At 67.8% G+C, this 13,160-nt stretch carries 9 protein-coding genes; 3 read left to right on the top strand and 6 right to left on the bottom strand.

Annotated features, from left to right (window positions below):
• Window positions 1-16: 16 nt before the first annotated feature.
• From C722_RS0101360 to C722_RS0101345, 4 genes are all read right to left on the bottom strand, one after another.
• On the bottom strand, window positions 17-1,885 hold the full coding sequence (locus C722_RS0101360; RefSeq protein WP_017638771.1) for a feruloyl-CoA synthase: 1,869 nt from the start codon (window positions 1,883-1,885) through the stop codon (window positions 17-19).
• Between the two features lie 79 nt (window positions 1,886-1,964).
• Window positions 1,965-3,413: an aldehyde dehydrogenase gene (locus C722_RS0101355; RefSeq protein ID WP_017638770.1), complete on the bottom strand. Its 1,449-nt coding sequence runs from the start codon at window positions 3,411-3,413 to the stop codon at window positions 1,965-1,967.
• A 40-nt stretch (window positions 3,414-3,453) separates the two neighbouring features.
• Complete coding sequence (locus C722_RS0101350; protein WP_017638769.1) at window positions 3,454-4,284, bottom strand: p-hydroxycinnamoyl CoA hydratase/lyase; 831 nt, start codon at window positions 4,282-4,284, stop codon at window positions 3,454-3,456.
• A 106-nt stretch (window positions 4,285-4,390) separates the two neighbouring features.
• Complete coding sequence (locus tag C722_RS0101345) at window positions 4,391-5,734, bottom strand: MFS transporter (RefSeq protein ID WP_017638768.1); 1,344 nt, start codon at window positions 5,732-5,734, stop codon at window positions 4,391-4,393.
• Between the two features lie 388 nt (window positions 5,735-6,122).
• Here C722_RS0101345 and C722_RS0101340 point away from each other — a divergent pair, with 388 nt between their 5' ends.
• Together C722_RS0101340 and C722_RS0101335 are read left to right on the top strand one after the other, a co-directional pair.
• Entirely contained in the window at window positions 6,123-7,181 is a 1,059-nt protein-coding gene (locus C722_RS0101340) for an aromatic ring-hydroxylating dioxygenase subunit alpha (protein WP_017638767.1), read from the top strand.
• A gap of 9 nt (window positions 7,182-7,190) precedes the next feature.
• Window positions 7,191-8,144, top strand: a complete 954-nt coding sequence (locus C722_RS0101335) for a PDR/VanB family oxidoreductase (RefSeq protein ID WP_017638766.1) — start codon at window positions 7,191-7,193, stop codon at window positions 8,142-8,144.
• Between the two features lie 62 nt (window positions 8,145-8,206).
• Here the strand turns inward: C722_RS0101335 and C722_RS0101330 are convergent, their stop codons facing one another.
• Together C722_RS0101330 and C722_RS0101325 are read right to left on the bottom strand one after the other, a co-directional pair.
• Window positions 8,207-8,914, bottom strand: a complete 708-nt coding sequence (locus C722_RS0101330; RefSeq protein ID WP_017638765.1) for a GntR family transcriptional regulator — start codon at window positions 8,912-8,914, stop codon at window positions 8,207-8,209.
• Window positions 8,911-9,816, bottom strand: coding sequence for a LysR substrate-binding domain-containing protein (locus C722_RS0101325; RefSeq protein ID WP_017638764.1), 906 nt, complete (start codon window positions 9,814-9,816; stop codon window positions 8,911-8,913). The genes C722_RS0101330 and C722_RS0101325 overlap by 4 nt, the downstream gene beginning before the upstream one ends.
• 151 nt (window positions 9,817-9,967) lie before the next feature.
• Here C722_RS0101325 and C722_RS0101320 point away from each other — a divergent pair, with 151 nt between their 5' ends.
• Window positions 9,968-12,997, top strand: a complete 3,030-nt coding sequence (locus tag C722_RS0101320; RefSeq protein WP_026083564.1) for an FAD-binding and (Fe-S)-binding domain-containing protein — start codon at window positions 9,968-9,970, stop codon at window positions 12,995-12,997.
• Window positions 12,998-13,160: the final 163 nt, after the last annotated feature.

Genomic DNA, 13,160 nt, shown 5'->3' with positions numbered 1-13,160 from the left:
ACCCCGGTACCTATCGTCACGCCCTGATCAACAGCGGCGCCGTTCCGCGATAGCAGGCTTCCAGTCGTTCCGCGCGATGGGTCAGGACGCTGCGCTGGTTGAGCGAGCCCTTGTCGGTGATCTCACCACGGTCGGCGGATGGCGGTTCCTCCTGCAGGGCGATCCATTCCAGGCGGCTGGCGTTGCCCGAGGCCTCGCGATTGAGGCGCTTGAGCCAGGCGGCGAACCAGTCCTGCACCGGCGCGCTGGCCAGTACCGTGGCGGCATCGACGCCGTCGTCCAGCCCGGCCAGTTGCCGGCAATCCGCCAGGCGCGGGAAGACCAGCAGTCCCAGACACTCGCGATCCGGCGCCGCCACCACCACGTCCTGCACCAGCGGCGTCCCCTCCAGCACCGCGCGATTGCGCAGGGGACCGACGCTGACGAAGACCCCGGACGACAGCTTGAAGTCCTCGGCGATGCGGCCGTCGAACATCAGGCCCAGTTGCGGATTGGCCGGATCGACCAGCTTGAGGGCATCGCCCGAGCAGTAGAAACCCTCCTCGTCGAAGCAGGCGGCGGTCTGGGCGGTATCGCGCCAGTAGCCAGGCATGATGTGCGGACCACGGAAGCGCCCTTCCAGCTTGCCGGCCACCGGCACCAGCTTGAGTTCGCAGCCCGGCGCCGGCACCCCGACATAGCCGGCCACCGACAGCGGTCCGGTGGTGAAGGTGCAGCTGGGCGAGGCCTCGGTCATGCCCAGACCGGCCATCATGCGGATGCGTTCGCCGCAGTGGGCCTCGGCGATGCGATCCAGGCGATCCCAGACGCTTTGCGACAGCCCCGCCGCGGCAAAGAAGAACAGCCGCATGCGGGCGAAGAAGCGCTCGCGCAACTCGGCGTCGCGCTCCAGGGCATTGGCCAGCTCTTCCCAGCCGCGCGGCACCGTCAGGTAGGCGGTGGGCGATACCTCGCGCAGGTTGCGCAGGGTCTCGCCGAAGCCCTGGGGCGTCGGCTTGCCTTCGTCCAGATAGAAGGTGCCGCCGTTGTAGAGCACGATGCCCAGGTTGTGGCTGCCGCCGAAGGTGTGGTTCCAGGGCAGCCAGTCCACCAGCACCGGCGGCTCTTCGCCAAACACCGGAAAGGTCTGCAGCAGCATCTGCTGGTTGGCGCAGAGCATGCGCTGGGTGGTGGTCACCGCCTTGGGCAGCTTGGTGGAGCCGGAGGTGAAGAGAAACTTGGCGATGCTGTCCGGCCCGGTGGCGGAGAAGGCGCGCTCGGCGGCGGCCAGTTCACCACGGGCGAGCAGCGTCGCGAAGGCCAGGGTGCTGCGGCCCTGCACCTGGCCACGGGTCGCGATCACCGGTACGTCGGCGGGTAGCACGGCGTCCAGCGCCTTCTGGAAGGCCGGGCCGTCGCTGACGAACACCAGCCCCGGCTGCAGCAGGCCGCAGACATGGCGCAGCTTGGCGTGGTCCTGGGACAGCAGCGCATAGCCGGGCGACACCGGGCAGAAGGGAATGCCGGCATAGAGCGCCGCCATCGCCAGTTGCAGGTGCTCGGGGTCGTTGCCGGAGAGAATCGCCAGCGGACGCTCGGCGCAGAGGCCGAACTCCAGCAGCGCGGCGGCCAGCTGGCGCACCCGTTGCAACATCTCGGCATAGGAGAATTCGCGCCAGGCACCGCCCGTGTCCCGGGCAGCGAAGAAGGTGCGGTTCGGTGCCACCTCGGCCCAGTGCAGCAGCCGATCCAACAGTCGCGGCGGCGGTGGCGTCAGGGCTTCCTGGGAGGCCATGTAGAGCAGTCCACCCCGCTCTTCCACGGTGACGCCGGGTTGTCCCAGGGTCACCGGGCGATAGCGCAGCGGCTGATCGGCGGGCGCGCGGGTGTGCGTGACGTGACTCACCTTGAATTCTCCTCTGGGCTGGCGCCCGAGGGCGCCTCTTATTGTTGTCGCGACAGGAGCGAGGGACGGCGGACGCTGATCAGATCGGGTAGTGGCGCGGCCCCGTCTGCAGCGTCACCCAGCGCAACTGGGTGAAGTGCTCGATGGAAGCGCGCGAGCCGAAGCTGCCGTAGCCGCTCGACTTGACGCCGCCGAAGGGCATCTGCGCCTCGTCGTGCACCGTGGGGCCGTTGATGTGGCAGATGCCGCTCTCCACCCGCTGCGCCAGCGCCAGGGCACGGGCGGTGTCGCGGCTGAAGATGGCCGACGAGAGGCCGAATTCGGAATCGTTGGCCAGGCGCAGCAGGGCCTCATCGCCCTCGGCACGGATCACCACCGCCACCGGACCGAAGGACTCCTCGGCATAGAGCTGCATCTCGGCGGTGACGCCATCCAGCAGCGTCGGCTGCAGGATGCTGCCCTCCAGCTCGCCACCGCAGACCAGGCGCGCGCCCTTGCCCACGGCGTCGTCGATCATGGCCTTGATGCGGGTGCCGGCGCTGGCGTCGATCAGGGAGCCCAGCACCGAATCGGCTGCACTGGGATCACCGGCCCTGAGGGTGCGCACCTTAGCCGCCAGGCGCTCGACGAAGGCGTCGGCGATGCGGCTGTCTACCAGCAGGCGCTCGGTGGACATGCAGATCTGCCCCTGGTTGAAGTAGGCACCGAAGGCCGCCGCAGCGACCGCGGCATCCAGATCGGCGTCCTCCAGCACCAGCAGCGGTGCCTTGCCGCCCAGCTCCAGCACGGCCGGCTTGAGATGGCGCGCCGACAGCTCACCGACGATACGACCGACCCGGGTGGACCCGGTGAAGTTGACGCGCCGCACCGCCGGGTTGGCGATCAGCCGCTCGACGATGGCTGGGGCATCTTCCGGAGCATTGGTGACGACGTTGACCACACCGTCGCCCAGGCCGGCATCCTGCAGCACCTGGCCGATCAACCGGTGCACGCCCGGGCTTTGCTCCGAGGCCTTGAGCACCACGGTGTTGCCGCAGGCCAGCGGCATGGCCAGGGCGCGGGTACCGAGGATCACCGGGGCGTTCCAGGGGGCGATGCCCAGCACCACGCCGCAGGGCTGGCGCAGCGCCATGGCGAAGCTGCCAGGCACATCGGAAGGAATGACCTCGCCCTGGATCTGGGTGGTCATGGCCGCCGCTTCGCGCAGCATGTTGGCCGCCAGGTGGACATTGAAGCCGTACCAGTTGGCCATGGCGCCGGTCTCCCCGGCCAGGGCGACGAATTCGTCACTGCGTGCGGCCAACCCGTCGGCCGCGGCCAGCAGCCGGCGGCGCCGCTCGCCCGGCGGTAGCGCGGCCCAGGCGGGGAAGGCGGCCTGGGCCGCGGCGACGGCGGCGTCGGCATCCTCCGGGGTGGCGGCGGCCACCGTGGAGACCACCGCGCCGGTCACCGGATGGCAACGCTGATAGCTGCGACCGTTACCGGCCGGGCGGCTGGCGCCGCCGATGAGCAGGGATACCTCGACCATGACGCTACCTCTTGTTGTTGTGCGTGGGGGCGGTGGCGGTTCAGCGCTTGTAGGTCTGCAGCCCGGGCTTGATGCTCTTGTCGTCGAGGAACTGCTTCATGCCCTGCTCGCGACCGCCTTCCGGATCCTGCAGACGCGACTGGTCGAGCTTGGCATAGAGGTAGTCCTCGTTCTGCTCCCAGGTCAGTTCGCGACAGCGCTTGAAGCCGACCTTGGCGGCCCGCAGTACCACCGGATTCTTGTCCAGCAGCTCACGTGCCAGGGCGGTGGTCACCTCACGCAACTGTTCACGTGGCACGCTCTGGTTGACCAGCCCCATGGCGGCGGCCTCGGGACCGCTGAAGGTCTTGCCGGTCATCACATAGTAGAGCGCGGTGCGGTGGCCCACGGTGTCGGCCAGGGCCTTGCTCACCAGGTTGCCCGGCGGAATGCCCCAGTTGATCTCGGACAGGCCGAAGGTGGCCTCGTCGGCGGTGATGGCCAGGTCGCAGGCCACCAGCGGGCTGAAGCCGCCGCCAAAGCACCAGCCGTTGACCATGGCGATGGTCGGCTTGGCGTACATGCGCAGGAGCTTCCACTGCCACTGGGAGGCCTCGCGGCGAATCTTCTCCTGCAGTATTTCGGGGCCAGCATCGGTCTCGCGGAAGTACTCCTTGAGGTCCATGCCCGCGGTCCAGGCATCACCGGCACCCGTCAGCACCAGCACACCGGCGCTGGCGTCCTGCTCCAGGGTCTCCAGCACCTCGACCATCTCGCGGTTGAGGGTGGGACTCATGGCGTTGCGTTTCTCGGGACGATTGAGCGTCACCCAGGCGATACCGTCCTCGATGTCCACTTTGACCGTCTGCCAGCGTCCGTCGTAACTGCCCATGGCGTGTGCCTCTTGTTGTTGGGTGGGTATGGAGCCGAAGCTACGCCAGGGAATTAGTTAAGTCAATTAACTATTTTCGGCAAAAGGATGACCTTGCCAAAAGCGGCTAGCCCAGCGCCTCGCTCTGCCGCCGACTCACCTCCGTGGCCGTAGGTCGCTGCTCGGGACGAGTCAGCAGGAGCAGCAGACCTGCCGCCACGAACACCCCGGCAAAGACCAGATACAGGCGCAGCGGGGGCCACCCGTTGTCGAGCAGCAGCCCGGCCACCACCGGTGAGAGGATGGCGCCAAGACGGCCGATGCCGATGCCCCAGCCCACCCCGGTGGCCCTGACTTCGGCGGCATAGGCCAGCGCTGGCAGCGCATAGAGTCCGGCGACGCAGCCATTGGCGAAAAGCCCGATCAGCAGCCCCATGGCCAGGGCACCCAGGTAGGAACTGCCCATCTGGGCGAAGGCCACCAGCAGCAGCGCGGTGGTCAGCATGAAGCCACCCAGCGCCCGGGACAGCGGCAAGCGGGCGAACAGCAGGCCGACCAGGGCGGCGCCAAAGATGCCGCCTACGCTAAGCAGGACGCCACCGGCCACCCCCTGCTGCTCGGACAGCCCCAGGGTGGTGAGCAGCTTGGGCGTCCAGCTCATGATGAAGTAGAAGCCGAACATGGCCAGGAAGAACAGCGTCCACACCAGCAGGGTCGTGCGCCGCAAGGCAGGCGCCAGCAGCCGGCCGACAGTACCGCCCGCTGTGGAGTTTTCCAGCCGCGGCGGCAGCACGGCGAGCTCGGGCTGGCCGAGTCTCCTGGCCAGGCGATTGACCCGCACCAGGGCGCCGGCTGGCTGGCGCGTGAGCAGGAAATCCAGGGACTCGGGCAGACCGACGAGCACCAGCGGGATGGCCCCCAGGGTGAGTAGACCGCCGGCACAGAAGACCGCGCGCCAGCCCCAGTGCGACAGCAGCCAGACCGCCAGCAGTCCACCCAGGGTCGCCCCCAGCGCATAGCCCATGCCCTGCAGGCTGACTGCCAGACCTCGCCAGCGGCGCGCCGAGTATTCGCTGGCGATCACGTTGCTGCTGGCCAGCACCCCGCCCACGCCCAATCCGGTCAGGCCACGCAGCAGCGCCAGTTGCAGAGGTGATCCGGCCAACGCCGAGAGCAGCATGCCGAGCCCCGAGAGCAGCAGGCAGACCAGGATCAGCCAGCGGCGGCCCCAGCGATCGGCCAGTGGCGCCAGCAGCAGCGAACCGGCCGCCATGCCCACCAGACCGGCGCTGAGCAGCAGCCCCACCTGAGCGCCGGAGAGCCCCCACTCGCGGGATACCGAGGCCGCGGTGAAGGCCATCACCAGCACATCGAAGCCGTCGATCATGTTGAGCAGGATGCAGACCAGCACCGCCAGGTACTGGAAACCACGCATGGATCCCTGGTCGATGATCTCGCGCAGGTCGGTCATAGCCCACCTCGCGCACTGAGCAGGTGACGGCGGCGACAGGTGCCGCGCCCGGGCGTGGACGGAAAGACGGCGACGAGTACTGACATGGCGAGCATCCTTGGGTTCTTGTTGTTGGAATCTCAGCCTGCTTAAGCTGGCAAATATGGATCCAATTCACAAGATGCCTCGGCCTATCCGAGTCCCACCCGTGGCGGTGTCACCAGCCGCTTCAACACTTGGAAACCCATTCAATCAAGGCCATTCGGGACCGGATTGGCTCTAAGCGACGGGTATTTATTGGGCGATTATCGAGCAGCAATCGCTCTTGGCTACCGACTAGCCGCATTGACACCCTGGATGATCTCAATCGATTATTGGATCCAATAGACAACAACAAGAGGTCCCGATCATGTACCCGAAGAATGCCTGGTACGTCGCCTGCACCCCCGACGAAGTCCAAGACAAACCCCTGGGGCGCCAGATCTGCGGCGAACCCCTGGTCTTCTATCGCGATGCCAACGGCCAGGTGGTGGCCCTGGAAGACTTCTGCCCGCACCGTGGCGCGCCGCTGTCCTTGGGCTTCGTCCGCGACGGCACCCTGGTCTGCGGCTATCACGGCCTGGAGATGGGCTGCGGCGGCAAGACCCTGGGCATGCCAGGCCAGCGGGTCGGCGTCTTTCCCGCGGTACGCCCCTATGCCGCCGTGGAGCGGCACGGCTTCATCTGGGTCTGGCCAGGTGACCAGGCCAAGGCCGATCCGGCCCTGATTCCCTATCTGGAATGGGCCGAAAGCCCCGATTGGGCCTATGGCGGCGGTCTCTACCATATCCAGTGCGACTACCGGCTGATGATCGACAACCTCATGGATCTCACCCACGAGACCTACGTCCATGCCTCCAGCATCGGCCAGAAGGAGATCGACGAGGCGCCGCCGGCCACCCGCGTCGAAGGCGACGAGGTCATCACCAGCCGGCACATGGAAAACATCTCCGCCCCACCCTTCTGGCGCATGGCGCTACGTGGCAATGGCCTGGCCGATGACGTCCCAGTGGATCGCTGGCAGATCTGCCGCTTCACTCCGCCCAGCCACGTGATGATCGAGGTGGGCGTGGCCCATGCCGGCCATGGTGGCTACGACGCGCCGGCGACGGTCAAGGCCGCCAGCGTGGTGGTGGACTTCATCACTCCCGAGACCGAGACCTCCATCTGGTACTTCTGGGGCATGGCACGCAACTTCAAGGCGGAGGACGCCGAGCTCACCGCCAGCATCCGCGAGGGCCAGGGCAAGATCTTCGGCGAAGACCTGGAGATGCTCGAACGCCAGCAGCAGAACCTCTTGCGCTATCCCGAGCGCGGGCTGCTCAAGCTCAATATCGATGCCGGCGGCGTGCAGTCGCGGCAGATCATCGACCGCCTGCTGGCCGCCGAACAGGCCGCCACCGGCATCCCGGTCCGGCAGATCGCCTAGGAGACAGTCATGCTCGATCTGATCGTCACCGCCGTGCAACGTGAAGCCCCGACCATCCTGGTCTTCGACCTGGCCCGCGCCGACGGCGGCCCGCTGCCCGGCTTCGCCGCCGGCGCTCACCTGGAGATCACCCTGGGCGACGGACTGGTCCGCCACTATTCGCTCTGCACCGCACCCGAGCCCGCCCCGACCCGCTATCGCATCGCCGTGCTGCTCGTCGCCGATTCCCGAGGCGGCTCCCAAGCCATGCATCGGCTGCAGGTAGGTGATCGCCTGCAGGTGAGCGAGCCGCGCAACCTCTTCGCACTGGTACCGAGTGCCCGCCGCACCCAGCTGCTGGCCGGCGGAATCGGCATCACCCCGATCCTGGCCATGGCCGAGCAGCTCTATCAGCAGGGTGCACGTTTCAGCCTGCGCTACCTGGTGCGGGATCGCGACCACGCCGCCTTCATCCCCTGGCTCAAGGCGCGGCCCTATGCCGACCAGGTCAGGGTCCACTTCGACCAGCACGATCCGGCGCTGAGACCCAACTTCCAGCACCTGCTCGGCCCGGCGGCGCCGGACGACCACCTCTATGTCTGCGGACCGGCCGGCTTCATGGCCGCCGTGGTGGACGCCGCCCAGGCCCAGGGTTGGCAACCCGGCCAGATTCATCGCGAATACTTCGCCACCGATCCCGCGGCCCAGGGCGAGCAACGCCCTTTCGAGGTGGAACTGGCGCGCAGCGGTCGCCGCGTGCAGGTACCGGCCGAGCGCAGCGTGGTCGAGGTGCTTGCCGACCTCGGGATCGTCCTGCCGGTCTCTTGCGGCCAGGGGCTCTGCGGCACCTGCCTGACCCCGGTGCTGGCCGGCGAACCCGAGCACCGCGACCTCTTTCTTTCCGAAGCCGAGCACGCCGCCAACGACCGCTTCACCCCCTGCTGCTCCCGCGCCAAGGGCGAGCGCCTGGTACTGGACCTCTGATGACCCGAGCCCGCCCTACCTCCCCCTCTCCCCTTGGGAGAGGGCCGGGGTGAGGGCCCGCCCTACACCAGCACCTTCATCGCCCCCGCCTCGCCCTCTTCCCCACCGAACCACCGCGCATAGCCCAGGGTCGCCTGGGCATGCTCGCGCATGATGCCCTCGGCACGCGCCCCCTGGCCGCGCACCAGGGCATCGAAGACCGCATGGTGCTGCAGATGGGCGAAGTTGAAGCGGCGGTATTCGCGCTCGAGATCCTCGGCATCCACCGCCAGGGCGCTTACCGAGGCGAAGGGCAGATGCTCGTGGCGGCCCAGGGCCAAGCCGATGGCCGGATTGCCGCTGGCCGCGACGATGGCCTGGTGAAAGGCCCGGTTGAGATCGTGGTACTCCTCCAGATCCTCCAGCAGCACGTGACCCTTGGCGAACAGCAGATCGCCTCGGCGCAGGCAGTCTTCCAGCCTGGCGCGCGTCGTAGCGTCCAGGCCGCGCTCGGCCGCCTGGCGCGCAGCCAGGCCCTCCAGCACACCGCGCACCTCCACCGCGCCTTCCAGATCCGCGCCCGTCAGTGCCCTCACCTGATAGCCCCGGGCGCCGCTGCGCTCCAGCAAGCCCTCCTGGGCCAGGGTGCGCAGGGCCAGGCGCACCGGCATGCGCGACACGGCGAAGCGTTCGGCGGTGGGGATCTCCGCCAGCCGCTCACCCGCCGTGAGCTCGCCGGACAGAATCATCTGCCGCAGCGCGGCCAGTACCCGCTGTCCCGGCTTGCTCATGGCTGTCCCTCTCCTTCGTTGATCTCGGCCAGCAGCCACTGCCGAATGGCCTGCAGCGACGGCAGTCCCTCGTTGCGTGGCGGATAGACCAGGTAATAGCTGCGGCGACTGACCAGCGCCGGTCCGCAGGCCAGCAACTCGCCTTGGGCCAGTTCGTCTTCCACCAGCACCCGCGGCACCAGGCCGATGCCGATGCCGGCGCGCACCGCCTGGATCAGGTGCGAGGTCAGCTCGAAACTCGGCCCCGGGCGCATGGCCCGATGCGGCAGCTCATGGTGGCGGAACCATTCACCCCAGGCCTGGGGATTGTTGGCCACGCCCAGGAGCAGCTGGCCAGCCAGGGTCGCCGGCGTCGCATCCGGCAACTCGGCCAGCGTCGTCGGGCTGGCAATCACCACAAGCTGCTCGGCTTGCAGCGGATGGGCACAGAGCCCCGGCCAGTCGCCGCTGCCGACGCTGATGGCGGCATCGATCTCGCTGGCAGCGAAGTCCACCGTCTGGATGCGCGAATGCAGGTGCACCAGCATGCCGGGGTGGGCGGCATAGAAGTCGCCCAGACGCGGCAGGAGCCACTTGGAACCAAAGGTCGGCAGCACCGCCAGGCGTAGGGTGCCCTGGCCGGAGGCGAAGGCCATGGCCTGCAGGGTCGCGCTGCGGATCTGCCCGAGGGCCAGGCCCAGCTCGCGACTGTAGGCTCGGCCTACATCGGTGAGCACGATCTGCCGCCCCTCGCGGCGAAACAGCGTCAATCCCAGCAACTGCTCCAGGGCCTGCACCTGGCGGCCGACGGCGCTCTGGGTCAGCGACAGCTCCTCGGCCGCCCGGGTATAGCTCTCATGGCGCGCCGCCGCCTCGAAGGCCAGCAGCAGTGACATGGAGGGCGTCAGGCGACGGTGATTCATTCAGGATCTTCCGGCATAGGCGGCGGAATCTTCGGTTGTGGCCCCGGCGCGCTGTGGTGAGAATGCCTACTATAGCCAGAAAAGGTCGATGCCATTCCTTCGTTCGCTGAAGGAGACGGCCATCCGCCGCCAGAGAGCCCGCCTGATGAACATGATCGCCCGCCTGCCGGCCCCGGCGCCCCTCGCCGCCGCCTACACCGACTTCCTCAGCGCCCTCGCCGCCAGCGGCTTCCAGGGTGAGATCGCACCGGACCATGCCAGCCGTACGGTCATGGCCACCGACAACTCCATCTACCAGCGCCTGCCCCAGGCCGCGGTCTTTCCCAAGGACAGCGCCGACGTCCAGCGCTTGGCCCAACTGATGGGCGAGTCGCGCTTCCAGGGCGTGGTCCTCACCCCGCGCGGCGGCGGCACCGGCACCAATGGCCAGTCGCTCACCGACGGTATCGTGGTCGACCTTTCCCGCCACCTGAACCGGATCCTGGAGATCAACGCCGCAGAGGGCTGGGTACGGGTACAGGCCGGGGTGGTCAAGGACCAGCTCAACGCGGCGCTCAGGCCCCACGGGCTGTTCTTCGCCCCGGAGCTGTCCACCTCCAACCGCGCCACCCTCGGCGGCATGATCAACACCGATGCCAGCGGCCAGGGCAGCGTGACCTACGGCAAGACCCGTAACCACGTACTGGAACTGGACGCCTACCTGATCGGTGGGGAACGCCTGCAGAGTCGCCCGGTGGACAGCGCCGAGCTGGACGCCCTTTGCGCCCGCCAGGACCGCACCGGCGCGGTTTACCGCTGCGCGCGGGACATCGCCGAGAATCAAGCCGAACTGATCGAGGCGCGCTTTCCCAAGCTCAACCGCTGCCTGACCGGCTATGACCTGGCGCACCTGGTCGAGCCGGATGGCCGGTTCAACCTCAACAGCGTGCTCTGCGGCGCCGAAGGCTCCCTGGCCTTCATCGCCGAAGCCAAGCTCAATGTCCTGCCGATTCCCAAGTACTCGGTGCTGGTCAACGTCCGCTATGGCAGCTTCATGGACGCCCTGCGCGACGCCCGCGCCTTGATCGAACTCAAGCCGCTGTCCATCGAGACGGTGGATTCCAAGGTGCTCTTGCTGGCCATGCAGGACATCGTTTGGCACAGCGTGGCGGAATACTTTCCCGAGGATGTGGAGCGCCCCACCCTGGGCATCAACCTGGTGGAATTCAGCGGCGATGATCCCGAGGCAGTGGACATCCGCGTCCAGGGCTTTCTGGAGCACCTGCGCCAGGACCCCACTGTCGAGCGCCTCGGTCACACCCTAGCCATCGGCCGCAATGCCGTGACCCGCGTCTACACCATGCGCAAGCGCGCCGTGGGGCTCCTGGGCAATGTCCAGGGTGAGATCCGCCCGCAGCCCTTCGTCGAGGACACCGCGGTGCCGCCGGAGCGCCTGGCCGACTTCATCGCCGAATTTCGCGCCCTGCTCGACGGCCACAACCTGCAATACGGCATGTTCGGCCACGTCGACGCCGGGGTGCTGCACGTGCGCCCGGCGCTGGACCTCAAGGATCCGCGCCAGGCGGCGCTGGTGCGGCCGATCTCCGACCAGGTGGTCGCACTGACGCAGAAATACGGCGGACTGCTCTGGGGCGAACACGGCAAGGGCGTGCGCTCGGAATATGCGCCAGCGTTCTTTGGCGACCTCTATCCCGCGCTGCAGGCGCTCAAGGGTGCCTTCGATCCGCACAACCAGCTCAATCCGGGCAAGATCGCTACGCCCCTCGCCAGTGGCGCCGAGCTGCTCAAGGTCGATGGCGTGACCCTCAGGGGCGAACTGGACCGCACCCTCGACGAGCGCGTCTGGCAGAGCTACGGCACCGCCATGCACTGCAATGGCAACGGCGCCTGCTACAACTACGATCCCGACGACGCCATGTGCCCGTCCTGGAAGGCTACCCGCCAGCGCATTCACTCGCCGAAAGGCCGTGCCTCCCTGATCCGCGAATGGCTGCGCCTGCAAGGCCAGGCCGGCATCGATGTCCTGGCTCCGGCCCCGCGTGGCGCCCTGAACTGGCTCAAGGCTCTGCCCCAGCGCTGGCGCAACGGCCGCCAGGCCGAGGCAGATTTCTCCCACGAGGTCTACGACGCCATGGCCGGCTGCCTGGCCTGCAAGTCCTGCGCAGGCCAGTGCCCGATCAAGGTCAATGTGCCGGAATTCCGTTCGCGCTTTCTGGAACTCTATCACCGTCGCTACCTGCGCCCCATCCGCGACTACCTGATCGGTTCGCTGGAATTCAGCCTGCCGGCGTTCGCCCGCGCCCCCGGTCTCTACAACGCCGTCATGGGCGCCACACCCATCCAGCGGCTGTTCGCCGAGCGCATCGGCATGGTCGACAGCCCCCTGCTCAGCCGTTTCGACCTGGTGCCGGTCATGCATCGATGGCAGGTACAGATCGCCACCCCCGAGCGGCTGCTGGCCCTGAGCGAGGAAGAACGCGCCAGGACCATCGTGCTGGTGCAGGACGCCTTCACCCGCTACTTCGAGACGCCGCTCACCGCAGCCTTTCTCGAACTGGCCGCGCGGCTCGGCCAGCGAGTGTTCCTCGCGCCCTATCGCGCCAACGGCAAGCCGCTGCAGGTGCAGGGCTTCCTCGGCGCCTTCGAGCGCACGGCGCGACGCAACGCGGCAGGACTCGCCAGCCTGGCTGGCTTCGGCGTCAGGCTGGTGGGCCTGGATCCAGCCATGACCCTGGTCTATCGCCAGGAATACCCCAAGGTCCCCGGCATCGCCCGGATGCCCGAGGTGCTGCTGCCCCAGGAGTGGCTGCTGCAGGTGCTGCCGAAAGAGAAGCAGGTGGTCGGTGACAAGGTCTATCGCCTGCTCGGCCATTGCACCGAAAAGACCAATGCCCCGGCGAGCGTCAGCCAGTGGCAGCAGGTGTTCGAACGCCTGGGTCTGGGCCTCAAGCCGGAAAGCACCGGCTGCTGCGGGATGTCCGGCACCTACGGCCACGAGGCGCGCAACCTGGCGACCTCCAAGGTGATCTACGACCAGTCCTGGGCCCGCGCCCTGGCGGTACCGGCGGAACAGGGCGAAGCCCTGGCCACCGGCTACTCCTGCCGCAGCCAGGTCAAGCGCCTCGACGACCGCCGCCTGCGTCATCCGTTGGAAGCGGTACTGGATGCGGTAAGGGGCTGACCGCCTTGTTGGGCTTCGCTGCGCTCAACCCAACCTACACGGACGCCCCCTGTCGTAGGTTGGGTGGAGACAGCTCCATCGTCGAAGCCCAACAACCGAAGCTCGGCCCGGGGCAGTGTTGGGCTTCGCTGCGCTCAGCCCAACCTACAAGGACGCACTCCTG

It is taken from the genome of Pseudomonas sp. 313, from assembly GCF_000316965.1.
GTDB classification, from domain to species: Bacteria; Pseudomonadota; Gammaproteobacteria; order Pseudomonadales; family Pseudomonadaceae; genus Chryseomonas; species Chryseomonas benzopyrenica.
The sequence above is the reverse complement of the archived record's forward strand: the minus strand, read 5'-3'. Positions and strand labels throughout refer to the sequence as shown.